Genomic DNA, 18856 nt, shown 5'->3' with positions numbered 1-18856 from the left:
AGACAAAGCGCACGGGTTCAGTCCTGTGCGGCCTTGAGCAACGTGTTGTAGAGCTGATCCTTGAGATGGGCACGCTGTTTTTTCATCTGCTGGAAGGTGGTGTCCTCCACCGGGGATTCCCGTTTCTCCAGCCGCATGATCTCCCGATCCAGACTGGCATACTCATGCAATTGCTCTTTGAAGTGGGCATCCGCCTCGGCCAGTTGGTCGATCAGATCGCTGTACTGGGGAAACTCCCCATGCAACTCGTGGTTCGCAATACCCATCGCCTACGCCTCCGTTGATTGATCGGAACACTCCTGATGAGCCTAGCCGATTCAGCCTAAAGCGCCCAACCAGCGCCAGCCAAGGACCGCAACAGGCAACAGCAACGCGGTAAGCACGCCGAGTGAGCCCATCGCCAGTGCGGCGAACGCAGCGCACTCATCGCCTTCTTCCAGCGCCCGAGCCGTGCCCACCGCATGCGCATTCATACCGTAGGCCATGCCCCGCGCCGCCGGGTGATTGACCCCGGCGAGCTCCAGCAACGGCGGCAACATGACGGTGCCCAATACACCAGTCAACATCACCAGCACGGCGGCCAGCGCCGCCAGCCCGCCCAGTTGCTCGGCCAGCGGCATGGCAATCGGCATGGTTACCGATTTGGTCGCCAGGGTCATCAGCACCGGCAGGTCTGCCCCCAGTAACCAGGCGGCCAGCAAGGTCAACGCCACGCTGGCGCCGCCACCGACCAGCAGTGTCACCAGCACCGGCCAGAGATTGGCGCGAATACGCCGCAAATTCCGATACAAGGGCACCGCCAGCGCGACCGTGGTGGGCCCCAGCAACCAGGCGATGGGCACAACAGCTTCACGGTAGGCGGCATAATCCAGCTGCAACAGGCGGATACCGGCAATGATCAGCAGCATGGTGATCAATACCGGCTGCAGCACCAGCCAGCCGGTGCGCCGGTAGAGCCAGAGCGCAAACACAAAAGCCGCCAGCGTCAGCGCGATGGCGGTCAGTGGCGCATGGACCACCTGCAGCAGCGCGTCAGTCACCTTCCCGGCTCCCGGTCATCAGCCGCTGCATCAGCACGCCGCACAGCGGAATGCACAGCAGCAGCGACACGACCAACCCCGCGCTAATCGCAGGCAGTTGCGCCAGCAGCACATCACCGCCGAGCAGAATACCGGTCGCCGGAATCGCCAGCATCAGTGGTAGATAGCCGAGCAATGCCGCGCTCGCCTGCTCCAGCCACTCAGGAATCCGACCCAGCAGCACCAGCAACGCCAACAGCAGCAGCAAACCGATGACCGGCGCGGGCAGCATAGGCAACCAGACAGCCTGCAGTAACGCACCAACCGCCTGCATCACCACCAGCAAGAGCAACCCCTTCAGCATTCGCTGGTCCGCCGACGAAACAGCGGCCGCGGCTCAATCGCCGAGCGCCCATAGAGCACGCTCATGCCGCTCAGCCCCTTGATGGCATCCTCGACAGATTTGTCTTCGCGCACGGCAAAGGCATCAAAGCCGCACTGGCGCATGTGGCTGAGCTGATCACGCAGCACATCCCCCACCGCGCGTAGTTCGCCGGTCCAGCCGATGCGGGTGCGCAGCAGGTAAGCCTGGCTGTAGCCACGGCCGTCGCGAAAGCTCGGGAACAGCACGGCAATCAGCGGTAGCACCGCCAGATAGGGCTGCAGCCGCTCGGCCTCGTCATCGGGTTGCAGGCAGACCGCGTCCGCGCTGGATTCAAGGCCACTCAGCACCGCCTCGGACTGGGATTGCAGCCAGCCGTCCAGACTGAGAATCCGAGGACCATCGGCGGGCTCCTCACCGGTCAGCGCCAGCGTCCATAGGTCCTCATTCACCCGTTCAGGCCCATGCTCGGTGAGCCGTATCAGATTGTTCATGCGCGCACCTCCTGCGCCGGATACACCCGCGCCTTGAACGGGGCGAGGCCGATACGCGCGACGGTATCGACAAAGCGCTCGGTTCCAACCCGCTGCTCGCGGTACACCTCGGCCAGTTGGGCAATCACCTCGGGCACGTCCTCGGCACTGAAGGCCGGACCGATAACCTTGCCCAACGTGCTCTGCTTGCCCTGCGCCCCACCGATGGTGAGCTGGTACCACTCGCTGCCGTTTTTATCGACGCCAAGAATGCCGATATTGCCAATGTGATGATGACCACAGGCGTTCATGCAGCCGGAAATGTTCAGGCTGATCTCGCCCAGATCCTGCAGCAGCTCGGGGTCGGCAAAGCGCTGCTGGATGGCCTGCGCCACCGGAATGGACTTGGCGTTGGCCAGCGAACAGTAATCGCCGCCGGGGCAGGCAATCACGTCGGTCAGCAGGCCGATATTGGGTGTCGCCAGGCCGAACTCGCAGGCCTGCTGCCAGAGCGCGTACAGGTCTGCCTTGGCGACATCCGGCAGCACCAGATTCTGTTCGTGGGCGACCCGAATCTCGCCGAAGCCAAAGCGTTCGGCCATCAGCGCCACCTGCTCCATCTGCTCGGCAGTCACGTCACCGGGCGGCATGTCGGCGCCGGGCTTGGTCGACAGCGTGACCGACACGTAGCCCGGTTGCTTGTGTGCGTGGGTGTTGCGCTGCACCCAGCGGGCAAACCCGGCGTCGCGCGCCAGCGCGCTGCCAAATTCCAGGTCCACCGCTGGCTGCGGCGGGTAGCTCGGCGGCTGAAAGCTGGCGGCGACGCGCTCATACTCGTCGCGGGTCAGCTCGGCGGGACCATCCTTGATGTGCTCCCACTCGGCCTCGACCTCGCGGGCAAAAGCGTCGATGCCGAGCGCCTTGACCAGAATCTTGATGCGCGCCTTGTACTTGTTGTCCCGGCGGCCGTGGCGGTTATAGACCCGCAGCACCGCCTCGACGTAGGACAACAGGTGCTGCCAGGGCAGCGCCCGACGGATCGGCTGCGACAGAATCGGCGTACGCCCCAGGCCGCCGCCGACCATGACGTCGAACAGCATCTCACCCGCGGCATCCCGGTACAGATAGAGCCCGATGTCGTGCATCATCACCGCCGCACGGTCTTCGCTGGCCGAGCACAGGGCAATTTTGAACTTGCGCGGCAGGTAGAGAAACTCCGGATTGATCGTCGACCACTGGCGCAGAATCTCGGCCAGCGGCCGCGGGTCGAGCACCTCATCGGCAGCCACCCCGGCAAAGGCGTCGGTGCTGATATTGCGCACACAGTTGCCGGAGGTCTGAATCGCGTGCATGTCGACCGCCGCCAGCCGGGCCAGAATGTCGCCCACCTGCTCCAGCTCGATCCAGTTGAACTGAATGTTCTGACGCGTGGTGAAGTGGCCGTAGCCGCGGTCAAAGTCGCGGGCGACGCCCGCCAGCGCGCGCAACTGATCCGCCGACAGCGTGCCGTAGGGGATAGCGACTCGCAGCATGTAGGCATGCCGTTGCAGATACAGACCGTTCTGCAGGCGCAGCGGCAAGAACTCCTCCTCGCTCAGCTCGCCGCTCAGCCGCCGGCTGATCTGATCACGAAACTGGGCGACCCGCTCGGCAACCAGCGCCCGGTCATACTCATCGTAGTGGTACATGCTCACCTCTCGGCAGGCGGCAGTTCCCGCAAGCAGCAGGCCTCCCGCACAGGATCATCTAGGCGGCTACTATGCGGATGCAGCTGAACCCATACCAGCCTCAGATCCGGCAAAAAAAACCGTATCAGTTGTACTGAAAGCGCTGTTTTTCTTAAAGCGCAAGGCAACACCGCATGCGGTTGCAGTGCGGCTGTTGACCAAATACTTGAAGGATTGAGTGTGCACTGGGTTTCGTCCCGTTTACGCGGGCGAGTAGCGCAGGTTTGGCGGGAAGAAGAGCGGCAGCCTGTTTGAGGCTCGCAGAGCCGAGTTCTGCCGATCCCCGTCAAACCGAGCAACACAGCGAACCCGAAGGGCCGCGTAGTCGGGTGCCCCTTGGCTCGCCGTGAAGGCGAAAGGCTGATTCAGCAGCAGCTCGCGGGCCCTCGCCTGATGAAAGTCGGCAGGCAAACGAGAGACGCCTAAAGTTAGCCTTAGACCTTTTTGAGTCCTCGCAAAGCCTGCCGTCAGCGCCCATGAAAAGCATACGCGGACACGCCTTTGGCTTAGTCCGCACTACGGCGACGTGCATGCGCAGAAATGGCAAACACGCTACGTCGGCCAGCGGAAAGAGATACTCCATCTGATATGGTTTTTCGCATCCAATCTGAATCTGTTACCGGATCAGCCATCCGCGCATCATCGCCCCAGCCTGAAAATCCAAGAGCCGTGATGCCATGACCAGCCATATCCCCCTGAAAGACCTGACGCCCGCCCAACAGGGCGGACCCATTCATACCCGCAGCTTCAAGGGCCTGTACCGCAACTTGCGCCTGCTGGGAGCCGGCGCCCTGATGCTGCTGTTCTTCGGTACCGCCTGGATCGACTGGAACGGCCAGCAAGCCGTGCTCTGGGACCTGGACAGCAAGCAGTTCCATATCTTCGGCGCGACCTTCTGGCCGCAGGACTTCATCCTGCTGTCAGCCATTCTGATGATTGCCGCCTTTGGCCTGTTCTTTATCACCGTGGTCGCCGGCCGCGTCTGGTGCGGTTACAGCTGCCCGCAGAGCGTCTGGACCTGGATGTTCATGTGGGTGGAGAAAGTCACCGAAGGCGAGCGACACCAGCGCATTCGCCTGGACGCCGCGCCCTGGTCGCTCAACAAACTGCTGCGCCGCGGAGCCAAGCACGGTCTCTGGCTGGCGATCAGCCTGGCTACCGCCATCGGCTTCATCGGTTACTTCACCCCGGTGCGGGATCTGGTCAGCGACTTGCTGAGCTGGCAGGTTGGCGCAACCACCGCGTTCTGGCTGCTGTGCTTTACCGCCGCCACCTACTTCAACGCCGGCTGGCTGCGCGAGCAGGTATGCGTACACATGTGCCCGTATTCTCGGTTCCAGAGCGCGATGTTTGATGCGGACACCCAGTTGGTGACCTACGACGCCGCACGCGGCGAAGCCCGCGGCCCGCGCAAGAAAAACAGCGACCCGGCCGCCGCAGGTCTCGGCGACTGCATCGACTGTACCGTCTGCGTACAGGTCTGCCCGACCGGTATTGACATCCGCAACGGTCTGCAAATCGACTGCATCAGCTGTGGCGCCTGCATCGACGCCTGCAACGGCGTCATGGATCAGATGGGTTATGCCCGCGGACTGATTCGCTACACCTCGGAGCACGCGCTGGCGGGCGGAAAAACACACTGGTTGCGCCCGCGTCTGGTCGGCTACGCCAGTGTCCTGCTACTGATGATTGGCGGACTGGTCTGGGGCCTGCAGGCCCGCCCGGTGGTCGACCTGGACATCAGCCGGGACCGCAGCGTGTTCCGCGCCAACAGCAATGGCGACATCGAGAACATCTACACCCTCAAGGTGCTGAACAAAACCCAGCAGGACCGCGAGTACCGTCTGAGCCTGACGGACGCAGATCGCTTCAAGACGCAGGGCCTCGGTAGCCTGCAGGTTGCTGCGGGCGAGACCGGCACGGTTGCCGTGCGAGTCAGCCGTCGCGATGCAACAACAACCGCCGGCAGCGAGCCGCTGGAATTTGTGGTGGAGGACCTGAACGATGCAACGAGCAAGGTCAGCGACGAGAGCACCTTCGTCTCGCCGCCGGTGCGTTGATATCGCATGAGCGCGCTTGATGGCCTACAGTGGCGAACATCACCCTCAGAACCACAGGACCGGATGAAACGCTACGAAAAGCTGGCCGATGACATCGCCGAGCTGATCCGCACCGGGGTCATCGCCCCGGGCGAAAAGGTCCCCTCAGTAAGGCACGCCAGCCGCACCTACGGGGTCAGTCCATCGACCGTGTTCCAGGCCTACTACCTGCTGGAGGATCGCGGCCTGATTCAGGCCAGACCCCGTTCGGGCTATTTCGTCCACGCGCTGGCCCGGCGCCAGTTGAGCGAGCCGAACATCAGCCCCTACGCGTCCAGCAGCGTTGACGTGGACGTCAGCGAACTGGTGTTCTCGGTCCTTGGCTCGCTCAAGGACCCGGAGATGGTCGCCTTCGGCTCGGCCTTCCCGAGCCCGGATCTGTTTCCGCTGGCGCGGCTGTCGCGGTCGCTGGCCAGCAGCGCACGTGACATGAAACCCCACTCGGTGATTGCCGACATGACCGCCGGCAACCCCGACCTGCGCCGCCAGATCGCCCTGCGCTATATGGTCAGCGGCATGCTACTGCCGATGGAAGAACTGGTGATCACCAATGGTGCGATGGAAGCACTCAACCTGTGCCTGCAGTCGGTCACCCAGCCCGGCGACCTGGTCGCCATCGAAAGCCCTGCTTTCTACGCCACCTTGCAGGTGCTGGAGCGATTGCAGCTCAAGGCAGTCGAGATCCCGGTGCATCCACGCGAAGGGATCGACCTCGAGAGTCTCGCCGACAGCCTGCAGCGCTTCCCGATCAAGGCCTGCTGGTTCATGAGCAGCCTGCAGAATCCGCTCGGTGCCAGCATGAGCGACGCCAAGAAAAAGCAGCTCTATGCCCTGCTCAAACAGCATCAGGTGCCGATGATCGAAGACGATGTCTACGCCGAGCTGTACTTCAGCGCCAAGCCGCCAAGACCGGTCAAGAGTTTCGACACCGACGGGCTGGTGATGCACTGCGGTTCGTTCTCCAAGTGCCTGGCGCCCGGCTACCGGGTGGGCTGGGTGGCTGCCGGCCGCTTTGCCGAACAGGTCAGCCGTCTCAAGTTGATGACCACCATTTCCCCGTCGGTGCCCGCCCAGGCCGCGCTGGCCGACTACCTGCAAAACGGCGGCTACGACCGTCACCTGCGCAAGTTGCGCCATGCGCTGGAGAGTCAGCAGCGGGCAATGCTGGCCTCTGCCGCGCGACACTTTCCGCGCGAGACCCGGGTCAGCCGCCCCAATGGCGGGTACTTTCTGTGGTTCGAATTTCCCGAGCGGGTGGACTCGCTGCAGCTGTTCCAGCACGCGCTGGCGCAGGGCATCAGCCTGGCACCGGGGCCGATCTTCTCGGCCAACCGGCACTACCGCAACTGCGCGCGACTGAACTATGGCCACCCCTGGGATGAGCCCAGCGAGCAGGCCATGGCCACACTCGGCCGACTGCTCGCCGCCTTCTGAGCCGCTGCGACAGCCGGCCGCAGTGCACCGTGTCGCCACACTGACCCAGAGCAATATTCGGCCAATCCGGCAGGCGCAGACTGAGGGCCTTTGTTCTCAGGGAGACGCTGCGCATGAACTGCGACATTGCCATTATCGGGGCTGGCCCAAGCGGCCTGTGCATGGCCCGCGCACTGGCCGAAAGCGGCCTGAACATCGTATTGATCGAGCGCCAGAGCGAGGCCAGCCTGGCCGACCCCGTTTTCGACGGCCGCGAGATTGCCTTGACCCACGCTTCTCAGGCGCTGCTGGAACAGCTTGATATCTGGTCCAGGCTGCCCGCTGAGGACGTTGCCTTGCTGCGCGATGCCAAGGTCATGAACGGCCCGTCACCCTTTGCCCTGCAGATTCAGGCGCGCCACGCCGGCAGCGACCACCTCGGCCATCTGGTTGCCAACCGGGCCATTCGCCTGGCCGCCTGGCAAAGCCTGCAGGCAGCAGGCGGCGTCCACCTGATGTGCGAAACTCAACTGCGACAGGTGCATCAGCATAGCGGCGGCATCGAACTGGTCATGAACGACGGCACTCGACTGGAGACTCGCCTGCTGATCGCCGCCGACAGCCGCTTCTCGGAGACCCGCAGAATGCTGGGCATCGGCGCCCAGATGAAGGACTTCGGCAAGACGATGATGGTCTGCCGCATGAACCACGAAGTCGATCATCAACACATTGCCTGGGAATGGTTCGGCTACGGCCAAACCCTGGCCCTGCTGCCACTCAATGGCAAACAGTCCTCGGTCGTCGTAACCCTGCCACCGCGGGAGATGGAGCTACTCCATCAACTCGACCCGCAGGCGTTTGCCCGCGAGATCGAAAGTCGCTTCGATCACCGACTCGGTGCTATGGAGCTTGCCAGCGGCCGCAACGTTTACCCGCTGGTTGGCGCCTACGCGCGCCGCCTGACCGCGCACCGCAGCGCGCTGATCGGCGATGCGGCGGTCGGCATGCACCCGGTTACCGCCCACGGCTTCAACTTCGGGTTGGGTAGCGTGCAGCGACTCAGCCGCCTGGTAATCGACGCCCACCAGCGCAACCGCGACATTGGCTCAATCGCCCTGCTCGGCCGCTACGAGCGCCAGCAGCGACTGGCTACCTGGCCGCTGTACCAGGCGACCAACCTGCTGGTCGAATGCTACACCAGCGACCAGCTACCCATGCGTCTGCTACGCGGCGCGGCGCTGCGAGCGGCGCAGCAGCTGGTACCGCTCAAGCGCGGTATCGCCCGGCATCTTACGGCTGGCCACTAAGGTCAGCCGCCGGCCATCTGATCTGCTTTTTGCAGCAACCTCTGAGTCTGTTTTGTATTGCCACTGAGCCCTAGAGTGCAGGCGTTATCGCGACATGCGTCGCCTCACTGCTATGAAGGGCCTGAAGATGCAGAACACTGCTGCGCAGAGGTACAACTATCGGGTGGTGCGTCAGTTCACCATCATGACCGTGGTATGGGGCGTGGTCGGCATGGCCGTCGGCTTGCTGGTTGCCTCCCAACTGGTCTGGCCGGCACTCAACATGGACCTGCCGTGGACCACTTTCGGCCGGCTGCGACCACTGCATACCAGCCTGGTGATCTTCGGCTTTGCCGGCAGTGCCCAGTTTGCCGCCAGCTACTACGCTGTGCAGCGCACCTGCCAGACGCCACTGATTGCACCGCGCCTGACCGCGTTCACCTTCTGGGGCTGGCAGGCGGTCATCATCACCATGCTGGTGACCCTGCCGCAGGGCTTGACCACCACCAAGGAATACGCCGAGATCGAGTTTACCGGGGCGGTGCTCATGGCGATTGTCTGGATCGCCTACGCCATCGTCTTCTTCGGCACGCTGATGCGCCGCAAGACCCGCCATATCTACGTTGGCAACTGGTTCTTCGGCGCCTTCATTCTGGTGATTGCGGTGCTGCACACCGTCAACCACGCGGCCATTCCGATCAGTTGGTTTAAGTCCTACCCAGTCTACGCCGGTGCTACCGATGCCATGGTGCAATGGTGGTACGGGCACAACGCTGTCGGCTTTTTCCTGACCACCGGTTTTCTCGGCATGATGTATTACTTCGTGCCCAAGCAGGTCAATCGACCGGTCTACTCCTACCGCCTGTCGATCATCCACTTCTGGGCGCTGATCAGCCTCTACATCTGGGCCGGCCCGCATCACCTGCATTACACCGCACTGCCCGACTGGGCCCAGTCGCTCGGCATGGTGATGTCGCTGATCCTGCTGGCCCCGAGCTGGGGCGGCATGATCAACGGCATGATGACCCTATCCGGCTCCTGGCACCTGCTGCGTACCGACCCGATCCTGCGCTTTCTGGTGGTCGCACTCGCCTTCTACGGCATGTCTACCTTTGAAGGGCCGATGATGGCGATCAAAACCGTCAACGCGTTATCGCACTATACTGACTGGACCATTGGCCACGTGCACGCCGGTGCCCTGGGCTGGGTCGCGATGATCACTTTCGGCTCGCTTTATCACATGATTCCGAAGGTGTTCGGCACCGACAAGATGTACAGCACCGGCCTGATCAACCTGCACTTCTGGCTGGCGACCATCGGTACCGTGCTGTACATCGTGTCAATGTGGGTCAACGGCATTACCCAAGGGCTGATGTGGCGTGCCGTGAACGTCGACGGCTCGGCGACCTACAGCTTCGTCGAGGCGCTGGAGGCCAGCCATCCGGGCTATGTGGTCCGCGTAATCGGTGGCGCCTTCTTCCTGACCGGCATGTTGTGCATGGCCTGGAACACCTGGCGCACCGTACGGCAGGCCACAGCGGAGCAACGTGCAAGCAACAACCTGGCCGTCGCCAGTTAATGTAACGGAGGATAATCCGATGCTGATTGCTGAAATTTCGGGACTGCTGACCCTGCTCGGACTGTACATCGCGGTACAGGTCTGTCTGGCCAACCATCCAGGCGATGAGCTGGAGCAGGCATCCCAGCTACCGTTTGCCGAGGAGCCTGACCGTTTCGACGCCTGAACACGCGCCATGCGGCAACCAGCCACATGGCGCAGAAGGTCGCAGGGGGTGCTAGAATTCCGCGCATGAATCTGACCCGCGACAACCGCCTTTCACTCACCTTGGTGCTCTATCTGTGCACCCTGGTGAGTCTGCTGACCTGTGGTTTCCATCAGGGTCAGATGAGCGGGCAGCATCTGAGCGGTGCCGGGGTGGTGTTCTGCAACCTCGGCAGCGATAGCCTGGGTGTCGATCTCGACGATCAGAAGCAGCACCAGATGAGTGACCTGCAGTCCGGCTGCCCGCTGTGCTCTTCCATCGGCCACGGCAGCGCGGTGGCCATGCATGGCTGGTCGCTCGACTACCTGCCCGCCAGCCCGACCAGTGCGCCCTCCAGCGGCCAATGGGCTCGCCCGCCGCCGCGCTATATCTGGCCCTCAATCAATCCCCGCGCCTCACCCTCCCCGCTCGACGCTGCGCCCCGCGCCGTCTGAGCCCGCCTGCGGCCACCGGCCGTGCGTTGCGTCACACCCCACAACACCCTGACCTGATTTAGGCCCGGCGCCGACTGCGCCGCTTTGGCCACTGTGTGGATGACAACAATGCAACACGCCAACCGTTTTACCCGAACCCCTGTCAGCCTGCGCTGGCAAACCGCTTTCGCCCTGCTGTTTACCAGCCTCGGCGCTACCGCCCAAAGCCACGAAGGCCATGACCATGAAAGCAGCAACGATGTGCTGCAACTGGCGCCCGTGGTGGTGACCGCCGTTCAACAAAGCTCGCCACTGACCATCGTTGCCGACCCCAAGGACGCCCGCCAGCCGGTGCCCGCCAGCGATGCCACCGACTATCTGAAGACCATTCCGGGCTTCTCCGCTATCCGCAGCGGCGGCAGCAACGGCGATCCGGTCCTGCGCGGCATGTTCGGCTCGCGCATCAACCTGCTGGCCAACGGCGGCCAGATGATCGGCGCCTGTCCCAACCGGATGGACGCGCCCAGTTCCTACATCGCACCGGAAACCTACGACCGCCTGACCGTCATCAAGGGGCCGCAGAGCGTACGCTGGGGGCCTGGGGCTTCGGCTGGCACCGTGCTGTTCGAACGTGAACCCGAGCGTTTCGAGGAGCCGGGCAGCCGCGTGCATGCCAGCGTACTGGGTGGCAGCAATGGCCGCTTCGACAAGCTGCTTGATGCCGCCATCGGCAACCAGAACGGCTACCTGCGTTTCGCCGGCAACGACGCCCAGTCCGACGATTACGAAGATGGCAACGGCGATACCGTGCCGTCGCGCTGGAGCAAGTGGAACGGTGATATCGCCGCCGGCTGGACGCCCGATGCCGATACCCTGCTGGAATTCAGCGCCGGCAAGGGTGACGGTGAAGCGCGCTACGCCGGGCGCGGCATGGACGGTACCCAGTTCGCCCGCGAAAGCCTTGGCCTGCGCTTCGAGAAACTCAATCTCGGTCAGGTCAGCAAACTGGAGGCGCAGGTCTACTACAACTACGCCGATCACATCATGGACAACTTCCGCCTGCGCAGCCCCGATCCGACCAGCATGATGCCGATGCCGATGGCCTCGCAGGTGGATCGCCGTACCCTCGGCGGACGCCTGGCGCTGAGCTTCGATTGGGACGCGGTCGAACTGGTATCCGGTATTGACGCCCAGCGAAGCGAGCACCGTGCCCGCAGGTCCAGTTACAGCATGATGACCGGCTATACCGATGCGGACGAGTTCGCCTGGGAAAAAGACGCAGTCATGCACAACTACGGACTGTTCAGCGAAGCCACTTGGCACCAGAGCGACCTGACCCGCTGGATCGGCGGCGCACGGCTGGACCGCGCCTCGGTCAAGGACTACCGGGTGGGTATTCGCAACATGATGGGCATGACCACGCCCAACCCGACCGCCGGCCAGAGCCGCAGCGACACCCTGCCCAGCGGCTTCGTCCGTTACGAACAGGATCTGACCGCCCTGCCGGCAACCGTCTACGCCGGCCTCGGCCACGCCCAGCGCTTCCCGGACTACTGGGAGCTGTTCTCGGCCAGCCTGGCGCCAACCGGCGAGCTGAACGCCTTTGACGGCATCGAGCCGGAAAAAACCACCCAGCTGGACGTCGGCATCCAGTATCAGGACGCACGCCTGCAGGCATGGGCATCGGCCTACGCCGGACAGGTCGACGACTTCATCCTGTTCCGCTACTCGACCATGATGGGCATGCGCCGCAGCCAGGCCTACAACGTCGACGCCCGCATTGCCGGTGGCGAGCTGGGCGTGGCATATGACCTGACCAGCAACTGGAAAACCGACGCCACGCTGGCCTACGCCTGGGGTGAGAACCGCAGCGACGGCCAGCCGCTGCCGCAGATGCCGCCACTGGAAGCCCGCCTGGGTCTGAGCTACGAGCAGAACGACTGGAGTGCCGGCGCACTCTGGCGACTGGTCCGCGCGCAGAATCGGGTGGATGAAGGCGCCGGCAACGTGGTCGGTCAGGACATCGGCAGCAGCGCAGGCTTTGGCGTGTTCTCGCTCAACGGCGCCTGGCGCATGACCGAGCAGGTGAAGCTGAGCGTCGGTGTCGACAACCTGTTCGACAAGGCCTACGCCGAGCACCTGAACCTGGCCGGCAACTCGGCATTCGGCTTCCCAGCCGACCCGGTTTCCATCAACGAGCCAGGCCGCTCGCTCTGGGCCAAGGTCGATTTCGACTTCTGACCCGCGCCCGTTCTGCGCCCGGCCCAAACCGCGCGCAGAACGGCGTCCTCAGTCGCTCAAAAGCAGGGATCAAGGGTCAGCAACAGACGTTGCTGACCGTCCTTCAGGGCCGGACTGCGGTGCACAATACCGCGCTCTTCGTTGCCCACCCAACCGCTGCCCTTGAGCAGCGCCACATCCCCACAGCCCAACTGGCGGATAGCGCCAGGCTCGCGTACAGGATCAGGTTTGCCCAGATCCGGCACCCCGAGACCGCGACGCTCAACCGCCGAATCCGGCAACCACTCGCTGCCGGGGCCAAGGTAGGTGGTCACCAGTCGCACCGGCAGGTTGTCGCAGTGAAAGCGCGGACACATCGCCTTCTCCAGCATGCGCAAGCGCACCGCCACCCGTTCGACACCAAACAGGCAGGCCGTCGCTTCTGCCAGCAGTTGCACATCCGCAACCAGTGGCCCTGCCTGGCCTGGCGCCGGCAACTGCGCAGCCAGCTCACTGGCCAGCGTCTCACCGGGAATACCTAGCCAGGCCGCCTGCCAGCCACCACTACCGCCTTGCGCCAGCACACTGCTGCGCAGCGCCGGCCCAAGGCTTCGCTGCATGACCGCAAGACTGACCGCTTCCTCAAAGATCGCTGCCAGTGCTCCGAGATCACGTCCCATCGCCCAGTGCGCGGGCTCTGTCATCAGTGCGGCATTCATGGGTGCGCTCCTACCGACGCGACCGCGTCATGCGGATGCAGGCTTTCGATATGCCGAACATGGACCGCGGCATGCTGTGCACCGGCAGCACTCAAAGCCGCTCCCAACCGCCGAGCGGCGTCCTCGACGAACATCAGATTGGCCCCATTAAGCGCGGCAAAGGCCTGCTCGTCGGCGCGCTTGACCGCAGTCTGTACCGGGGTCGCCAGCGCCTGCTCAATCTGATCGATCAGCGCCAGCAGGCCCAGGCTCTCCTCTGCTGCCTGCAGGTCCACGGCAACCTTGGCTTCGCTGCGCTGGCTGTGCGGCGTCGCCAGACTCCCGTTGAGCCCAAGCCATTGGCTTACCGCCACCGGTTCGAGCTGCTGCCTACCGGCAAAAGCTTTATCAAAAGCGCTGACCAGCAGCTGCCGGCTGAGCGCAGCCGAGCACGGACAGGTCGAGGAATAGCTGACCGTCAGCTCGACACGCATTCTGAAACAGCCCTCAACCAGCGTCGCCTCCAGCCTCACCGGGTAGGCTTTCCAGCCCGACAGCTGCGGCGTAACCAGCGCCGGTCGCCGACACAGCAGACTGAACTGCAGTACCAGCCGCGCATTGCGACTGCCGCAATCGGCATGGCTCTCCACCATTGCCTGCAACAGCGCCTGCAGCACGGTCGGCGCCAGCGCCCGATCCTGACCCAACCGGTCCAGCAAGGTGTAGAGGCGCGACATGTGGATACCCTTGACCTCGGGCCGCGGCAAGTCCACCTGCAGATCGGCACGGGCATGAACCGTCTGCCGCTGGCCGGTCTCATTCAGGGTAATCGGCAGATCAATCCCCTGCATACCAACCCAATCCAGCGCGGCAGGGTCAGCAGACAGGTCACTCAGGGAAACATCGGGCAGCGCGGCAGTCATCGGCGGATTCCATCAGCAGGCACATAAAAGGATGTTAAGAACGCATTATTGTTACGTTATAACAAATGCATGCGCCTAACAATCCGTGCAAAACCCGCGCGCAGGCAAAAAGAAGCCCGGGTGATGCCGGGCTTCGGATGCCAACGCTGGTGTGTGCCCCACCGGGCGCGGGATCAGACGTCGCTGATATCGCTGGCGTCGTGCCGTTCGGCCACCTGCAGGGCTTCGTCGCCCCACACGCGGTTGACCCGACGGCCACGCTGCACAGCTGGCCGTTCGGCAATCTCGGCGGCCCAGCGGCGCACGTGTTCGTATTCGTGTACCGACAGAAACTCCGCGGCCTCATACAAGCTGCCTTCCACCAGCAGGCCGTACCACGGGTAGATCGCGATATCGGCGATGCTGTACTCGTCGCCAGCCATGTAACGGTTGTCGGCCAGATGGCGATTGAGCACGTCCAGCTGGCGTTTGACTTCCATGCTGAAGCGATTGATCGGGTATTCGAACTTCTCGGGCGCGTAGGCGTAGAAGTGACCAAAGCCGCCACCCAGATACGGCGCCGAACCCATCTGCCAGAACAGCCAGTTCATTGCTTCGGTGCGCTTGCCGTGATCCGTTGGCAGCAGCGCGCCAAACTTTTCGGCCAGATACAGCAGGATGGAGCCGGACTCGAACACCCGGGTCGGCGGGTTGGTGCCGTGATCCAGCAAAGCCGGAATCTTCGAGTTGGGGTTGATGGCAACAAAATCACTGCCGAACTGATCGCCTTCGTTGATGCGAATCAGCCAGGCATCGTATTCGGCATCCGCATGGCCCAGCGCCAGCAGCTCTTCGAACATGATGGTCGCCTTGACGCCGTTGGGCGTGGCCAGCGAATACAGCTGGAACGGGTGCTTGCCGACCGGCAGCGTCTTCTCGTGGGTTGGTCCGGCAATCGGGCGATTGATGCTGGCAAACTTGCCGCCGCTCTCGCTATCCCAGATCCAGACCTTGGGCGGTGTATAGCTGTTGTCACTCATGCGATGTCTTCCTGTGTTCTGAAACCAGACAGCAAAGGGTAGTCGACAGAGCATGTCGAGCCAGGCACACCAGGTCAATGCCGAATTCTCGCGCAGCGATGCCCGGAACTGCCGCCGCATTCCACCACCTAGAACATCAGCCGGGCACCAAAACCCACCAGCAGCGCACCAAATGCCCAGCGCTGCAGCTGTTGCAGGCGCGGCCGCTCGCGCAACATGCCACCCATCAGCTTGCCGCCGGAGACGTAAAGCAGGTCAAAGCACACGCCGACCAGCAGCACAATCAGCCCCAGTAGCGTGAACTGCAGCGCGACGCTACCGGTCTGCGGGTGAATGAACTGTGGCAGCAGCACCGAACAGAACAGCAGCGCCTTGGGGTTGCTGATGTTGGTCAGCAACCCGCGCCGGAACGCCGCGAGCGCGGTCCGCGAACGCTTGGCGCAAGCGTCCTCTGGTACCAGCGATGACGCCCTCCAGATCGAGATACCAAGCCAGATCAGATACCCGGCGCCAAACAGCCGTACCGCGTTGAAGGCCCAGGGCGCCGCCTGCAGCAGTGCCGCCAGCCCCAGCCCGGCCAGCGCGACGTGGGCCGCCCGAGCCAGTGCAAGGCCAGCAATGGTTGCAGCACTCTGCAGCCGCGAGTGGCTCGCTGCGGTCTGCAACAACAGCAGCATGTCGGGCCCCGGTACCAGATAGGCCACCGCCAACGCTCCAACAAAGATCCACAGGTCCGTCATTTCAGGGCGCTCCGGCCATCTCATTGCTCGACACAATGGTAGGGCTGTTGGCACCTGCAGGTCATTGCGAGTTTATGCCGCGCAACGCCTTTTTATGGCATAAAATGCCAGAAAATAGACTATTAAATAGGGAATATGCCAATGCAGCTGGATAACCTGGACAGACGTATCCTCGCAGCCCTGCAGCGCAACGCCCGACTGAGCAACGTGCAGCTGGCCGAAGAGGTCGGACTGTCGCCCTCCCCGTGCCTGCGGCGCGTGCGCCTGTTGGAAGATGCCGGCGTGATTCGCGGTTACCACGCCGAGCTGGATCGAAGCAAAAGCGGCCTGGGGCTGACCGTGTTTGTCGGGGTCAAGGTTGAGCGACACCATGACGCGTCGGCCAACGCCTTCCGGGCGGCGGTCATTGATCTGCCGGAGGTCATTTCCTGCCACGTGGTGTCAGGCGAGTCCGACTTTCTGCTGCAGGTGGTACTGCCGGACCTGGCATCCTATGAAGGCTTCCTGTTCAGCACCCTGCTCAAGCTACCCGGGGTCAGCGACATCCGCAGCAACTTCGCCATCTCGACCGTCAAGTCCCAGACGGCGCTGCCGCTCGATCATCTGCCGCAGGGCAGCCTGAACTGACCCTCGCGCTCAGGCGACGTCTTCGATGCCAGTCTCCTCGCGGCGGCCGTAACGCTCTGCCAGCACCGCACAGACCATCAACTGAATCTGGTGGAACAGCATCAGCGGCAGGATCAGCGTACCCAGCGCGCCGCCGGCAAACAGCACCTGCGCCATCGGCACGCCAGTCGCCAGGCTCTTTTTGGAGCCGGCGAAGATGATGGTGATCCGATCTTCGATGTTGAAACCCAGCCGGCGACCCAGCCAGGCTGTGAGTCCCAGCACCAGCGCCAGCAGCAGGCAACAGGCGACCACCAGCCCCAGCAGGTCGTGCAGCGGTACCTGCTGCCAGATACCCTCAACCACCGCGTGGCTGAAGGCGCCAAACACCACCAGCAGAATGGAGCCCTGATCCACGCTCTTGAGCCAGCCCTTGTTGCGCGCAACCCAGTCACCGATCCAGCGACGGGCGACCTGGCCGGCAATAAACGGCAGCAGCAGTTGCACCACAATCTTGCCGATGGCGTCCAGGGTGTTGGAGTCACCGGCCTGCGTGCCCATCAGCAGCAGCACCAGCAACGGAGTCACGAAGATACCCAGCAGGCTAGACGTTGCCGCACTGCAGACCGCCGCGGCGACGTTGCCGCGGGCAATCGAGGTAAAGGCAATCGCCGACTGCACGGTCGCCGGCAGCGCGCAGAGGAACAGGATACCCAGGTACAAGTCATCACCGACCAGCGGCACCAGCGCCGGCTTGAGCAGCAGGCCGAGCAGCGGAAACAGGATGAAGGTGCAGGAAAATACCAGCAGATGCAGGCGCCAGTGGGTCATACCGGAAATAATCGCCTCGCGCGACAGCTTGGCGCCGTGCATAAAGAACAGCAGCGCGATGGCCGCGTTGGTCAGTCCATCAAAGGCCACGGCGGCCTGCCCCTGCACCGGGAACAGACTGGCGGCAATCACCACCGCAATCAGGCAGAGGGTCATGTTGTCGGGTAGAAAGCGTGGTCTTGCCATGGCGGTATCTCGTTTGTCGTTATCAATGTTGCGACGCGCAAGGCAGCAGTCTAATGTCTTAACCTTCGACCGACTAACGCGATTGGAAAGCACAATGTCGATAAACGGACAAAAGCACCTGAATCTGCGTGCGGTACCTGATCTGCCCGGCCTGCCGCGTCCGCTGTATGCGCGTAGCGAGTCGCTTGCCCGCAGCACCACGACCCACTGGCACAGCCATCCATGGGCGCAGCTGTCCTACGCTATTTCCGGCGTGCTGTCGGTGCACACCCGCAACGGTCGCTTTCTCGCCCCGCCCCAGCGGGCAATTCTGGTGCCGCCCGATCTGCCCCACGCAGTCATCAGCTCGCCCGACACTGAGATGCGCAGCCTCTACATCGAGCGCGACGCCATGCCGTGGCAGGCAGGTCAATGCGCGGTGCTGGAGATCAACCCGCTGACCCGCGAGCTGATCAACCAGTTCGGTCGCATTCCGGTCGAGTACGACGAGAGTGGTGCCGACGGGCGACTGGTCGCGGTATTGCTCGACCAGTTGACCGCCGCCCGCGATACCGGCCTGTATCTGCCCTGGTCGAACGATGCGCGGCTGCAGCAGGTCTGTCAGGCACTGTTCGATAATCCGGAGCTGAACCTGACGCTGGGCGACTGGAGCGGACAACTCGGCTGTTCCGAGAAGACCCTGACCCGCCTCTTCCAGCGCAATACCGGCCTGAGTTTCCGGGCCTGGCGCCAGCGCCTGAGACTGCTCAGCGCCTTGCCGATGCTGGAACGCGGTGAGCGGGTGACCGACATTGCACTGGCCTGTGGCTACGACTCCACCTCAGCCTTTATCGCCGCCTTTCGCACGCAGATCGGCATGACACCCAGCCAGTTTGCCAGCCGTCAGTAAGGATCAGGGCGGGCGCTGCCAACCTGATTAAGACTATCAGCGTCCTGAATACCGCGCTCACTGAGCGCGAATCCTGCGCCGCCAACGGCCCGTTTAGAGCGCGCCACCGGGAATCAGCGTAAGATCTGTCCCAGTCCATTGGCACCGC

General features: G+C 63.2%; 19 protein-coding genes. 9 read left to right on the top strand and 10 right to left on the bottom strand.

The window, feature by feature from the left end; translation table 11 throughout:
* Positions 1 to 17 precede the first annotated feature (17 nt).
* The 5 genes from ACKPCU_RS05115 to ACKPCU_RS05095 are packed head-to-tail and all read right to left on the bottom strand — an operon-like array spanning position 18 to position 3562.
* The gene (locus tag ACKPCU_RS05115) at positions 18 to 266 is read right to left on the bottom strand and encodes a YdcH family protein (protein WP_104739414.1); all 249 of its coding nucleotides are present in this window, start codon (positions 264 to 266) and stop codon (positions 18 to 20) included.
* Positions 267 to 317: 51 nt separating this feature from the next.
* A complete protein-coding gene (locus tag ACKPCU_RS05110; RefSeq protein ID WP_321350396.1) occupies positions 318 to 1040 on the bottom strand; it encodes an LrgB family protein in 723 nt (240 codons plus the stop codon).
* Complete coding sequence (locus ACKPCU_RS05105) at positions 1033 to 1383, bottom strand: CidA/LrgA family protein (RefSeq protein ID WP_321350394.1); 351 nt, start codon at positions 1381 to 1383, stop codon at positions 1033 to 1035. The genes ACKPCU_RS05110 and ACKPCU_RS05105 overlap by 8 nt, the downstream gene beginning before the upstream one ends.
* The gene (locus ACKPCU_RS05100; protein ID WP_321350392.1) at positions 1377 to 1895 is read right to left on the bottom strand and encodes a DUF934 domain-containing protein; all 519 of its coding nucleotides are present in this window, start codon (positions 1893 to 1895) and stop codon (positions 1377 to 1379) included. The genes ACKPCU_RS05105 and ACKPCU_RS05100 overlap by 7 nt, the downstream gene beginning before the upstream one ends.
* Entirely contained in the window at positions 1892 to 3562 is a 1671-nt protein-coding gene (locus tag ACKPCU_RS05095) for a nitrite/sulfite reductase (RefSeq protein WP_321350390.1), read from the bottom strand. Before ACKPCU_RS05095 ends, ACKPCU_RS05100 begins: the two co-directional genes overlap by 4 nt.
* A 716-nt stretch (positions 3563 to 4278) precedes the next feature.
* Here ACKPCU_RS05095 and ccoG point away from each other — a divergent pair.
* From ccoG to ACKPCU_RS05060, 7 genes are all read left to right on the top strand, one after another.
* Entirely contained in the window at positions 4279 to 5661 is a 1383-nt protein-coding gene (gene ccoG, locus ACKPCU_RS05090) for a cytochrome c oxidase accessory protein CcoG (RefSeq protein ID WP_321350388.1), read from the top strand.
* A gap of 63 nt (positions 5662 to 5724) precedes the next feature.
* Complete coding sequence (gene mapR / locus ACKPCU_RS05085) at positions 5725 to 7134, top strand: GntR family transcriptional regulator MpaR (protein WP_321350386.1); 1410 nt, start codon at positions 5725 to 5727, stop codon at positions 7132 to 7134.
* 113 nt (positions 7135 to 7247) lie between these two features.
* Positions 7248 to 8420 (top strand): 5-demethoxyubiquinol-8 5-hydroxylase UbiM, encoded by a 1173-nt coding sequence (gene ubiM / locus ACKPCU_RS05080; RefSeq protein WP_321350384.1) that lies wholly within the window; start codon positions 7248 to 7250, stop codon positions 8418 to 8420.
* A gap of 127 nt (positions 8421 to 8547) precedes the next feature.
* The gene (gene ccoN / locus ACKPCU_RS05075; RefSeq protein WP_321351745.1) at positions 8548 to 9978 is read left to right on the top strand and encodes a cytochrome-c oxidase, cbb3-type subunit I; all 1431 of its coding nucleotides are present in this window, start codon (positions 8548 to 8550) and stop codon (positions 9976 to 9978) included.
* 19 nt (positions 9979 to 9997) lie between these two features.
* Positions 9998 to 10144, top strand: a complete 147-nt coding sequence (locus tag ACKPCU_RS05070) for a hypothetical protein (protein ID WP_170063095.1) — start codon at positions 9998 to 10000, stop codon at positions 10142 to 10144.
* 65 nt (positions 10145 to 10209) lie between these two features.
* Positions 10210 to 10617, top strand: a complete 408-nt coding sequence (locus ACKPCU_RS05065; RefSeq protein WP_321350381.1) for a DUF2946 domain-containing protein — start codon at positions 10210 to 10212, stop codon at positions 10615 to 10617.
* A gap of 99 nt (positions 10618 to 10716) precedes the next feature.
* Entirely contained in the window at positions 10717 to 12837 is a 2121-nt protein-coding gene (locus ACKPCU_RS05060; protein ID WP_407651814.1) for a TonB-dependent copper receptor, read from the top strand.
* A gap of 56 nt (positions 12838 to 12893) precedes the next feature.
* Here ACKPCU_RS05060 and ACKPCU_RS05055 read toward each other — a convergent pair whose 3' ends face one another.
* The 4 genes from ACKPCU_RS05055 to ACKPCU_RS05040 all read right to left on the bottom strand — a co-directional run bounded on the left by ACKPCU_RS05055 (position 12894) and on the right by ACKPCU_RS05040 (position 16196).
* Positions 12894 to 13535, bottom strand: a complete 642-nt coding sequence (locus ACKPCU_RS05055; RefSeq protein ID WP_321350377.1) for a DUF1826 domain-containing protein — start codon at positions 13533 to 13535, stop codon at positions 12894 to 12896.
* Positions 13532 to 14437 carry a GTP cyclohydrolase FolE2 gene (gene folE2, locus ACKPCU_RS05050; protein ID WP_321350375.1) on the bottom strand — a complete coding sequence of 302 codons (906 nt, stop codon included), beginning with the start codon at positions 14435 to 14437 and terminating at the stop codon, positions 13532 to 13534. Before folE2 ends, ACKPCU_RS05055 begins: the two co-directional genes overlap by 4 nt.
* A 173-nt stretch (positions 14438 to 14610) precedes the next feature.
* Positions 14611 to 15456 (bottom strand): glutathione-dependent disulfide-bond oxidoreductase, encoded by an 846-nt coding sequence (yghU, locus tag ACKPCU_RS05045; RefSeq protein WP_321350373.1) that lies wholly within the window; start codon positions 15454 to 15456, stop codon positions 14611 to 14613.
* A gap of 128 nt (positions 15457 to 15584) precedes the next feature.
* A complete protein-coding gene (locus ACKPCU_RS05040; RefSeq protein ID WP_321350372.1) occupies positions 15585 to 16196 on the bottom strand; it encodes a LysE family translocator in 612 nt (203 codons plus the stop codon).
* Positions 16197 to 16337: 141 nt separating this feature from the next.
* Between ACKPCU_RS05040 and ACKPCU_RS05035 the strand changes: the two genes are divergently transcribed.
* Positions 16338 to 16823 (top strand): Lrp/AsnC family transcriptional regulator, encoded by a 486-nt coding sequence (locus ACKPCU_RS05035; protein ID WP_321350371.1) that lies wholly within the window; start codon positions 16338 to 16340, stop codon positions 16821 to 16823.
* Positions 16824 to 16832: 9 nt separating this feature from the next.
* On the opposite strand, the gene ACKPCU_RS05030 is transcribed toward ACKPCU_RS05035, so the two are convergent.
* On the bottom strand, positions 16833 to 17819 hold the full coding sequence (locus tag ACKPCU_RS05030; protein ID WP_321350368.1) for a bile acid:sodium symporter family protein: 987 nt from the start codon (positions 17817 to 17819) through the stop codon (positions 16833 to 16835).
* Between the two features lie 94 nt (positions 17820 to 17913).
* On the opposite strand from ACKPCU_RS05030, the gene ACKPCU_RS05025 reads away from it, so the two are divergent.
* The gene (locus tag ACKPCU_RS05025; protein ID WP_321350367.1) at positions 17914 to 18708 is read left to right on the top strand and encodes an AraC family transcriptional regulator; all 795 of its coding nucleotides are present in this window, start codon (positions 17914 to 17916) and stop codon (positions 18706 to 18708) included.
* Positions 18709 to 18856 lie beyond the last annotated feature (148 nt).

The organism is Halopseudomonas oceani, from assembly GCF_963677335.1.
In the GTDB taxonomy this organism is placed as follows: domain Bacteria; phylum Pseudomonadota; class Gammaproteobacteria; order Pseudomonadales; family Pseudomonadaceae; genus Halopseudomonas; species Halopseudomonas oceani.
Note: the sequence above shows the minus strand (reverse complement) of the source record. Positions and strands in the feature narration are given on the sequence as shown.

Coding starts and splice junctions, on each gene's coding strand:
- ACKPCU_RS05115 (WP_104739414.1), bottom strand. CDS start 266: ATGGGTATTGCGAACCACGAGTTGCATGGGGAGTTTCCCCAGTACAGC.
- ACKPCU_RS05105 (WP_321350394.1), bottom strand. CDS start 1,383: ATGCTGAAGGGGTTGCTCTTGCTGGTGGTGATGCAGGCGGTTGGTGCG.
- ACKPCU_RS05100 (WP_321350392.1), bottom strand. CDS start 1,895: ATGAACAATCTGATACGGCTCACCGAGCATGGGCCTGAACGGGTGAAT.
- ACKPCU_RS05095 (WP_321350390.1), bottom strand. CDS start 3,562: ATGTACCACTACGATGAGTATGACCGGGCGCTGGTTGCCGAGCGGGTC.
- ccoG (WP_321350388.1), top strand. CDS start 4,279: ATGACCAGCCATATCCCCCTGAAAGACCTGACGCCCGCCCAACAGGGC.
- mapR (WP_321350386.1), top strand. CDS start 5,725: ATGAAACGCTACGAAAAGCTGGCCGATGACATCGCCGAGCTGATCCGC.
- ubiM (WP_321350384.1), top strand. CDS start 7,248: ATGAACTGCGACATTGCCATTATCGGGGCTGGCCCAAGCGGCCTGTGC.
- ccoN (WP_321351745.1), top strand. CDS start 8,548: ATGCAGAACACTGCTGCGCAGAGGTACAACTATCGGGTGGTGCGTCAG.
- ACKPCU_RS05070 (WP_170063095.1), top strand. CDS start 9,998: ATGCTGATTGCTGAAATTTCGGGACTGCTGACCCTGCTCGGACTGTAC.
- ACKPCU_RS05065 (WP_321350381.1), top strand. CDS start 10,210: ATGAATCTGACCCGCGACAACCGCCTTTCACTCACCTTGGTGCTCTAT.
- ACKPCU_RS05060 (WP_407651814.1), top strand. CDS start 10,717: ATGACAACAATGCAACACGCCAACCGTTTTACCCGAACCCCTGTCAGC.
- ACKPCU_RS05055 (WP_321350377.1), bottom strand. CDS start 13,535: ATGAATGCCGCACTGATGACAGAGCCCGCGCACTGGGCGATGGGACGT.
- folE2 (WP_321350375.1), bottom strand. CDS start 14,437: ATGACTGCCGCGCTGCCCGATGTTTCCCTGAGTGACCTGTCTGCTGAC.
- yghU (WP_321350373.1), bottom strand. CDS start 15,456: ATGAGTGACAACAGCTATACACCGCCCAAGGTCTGGATCTGGGATAGC.
- ACKPCU_RS05040 (WP_321350372.1), bottom strand. CDS start 16,196: ATGACGGACCTGTGGATCTTTGTTGGAGCGTTGGCGGTGGCCTATCTG.
- ACKPCU_RS05035 (WP_321350371.1), top strand. CDS start 16,338: ATGCAGCTGGATAACCTGGACAGACGTATCCTCGCAGCCCTGCAGCGC.
- ACKPCU_RS05030 (WP_321350368.1), bottom strand. CDS start 17,819: ATGGCAAGACCACGCTTTCTACCCGACAACATGACCCTCTGCCTGATT.
- ACKPCU_RS05025 (WP_321350367.1), top strand. CDS start 17,914: ATGTCGATAAACGGACAAAAGCACCTGAATCTGCGTGCGGTACCTGAT.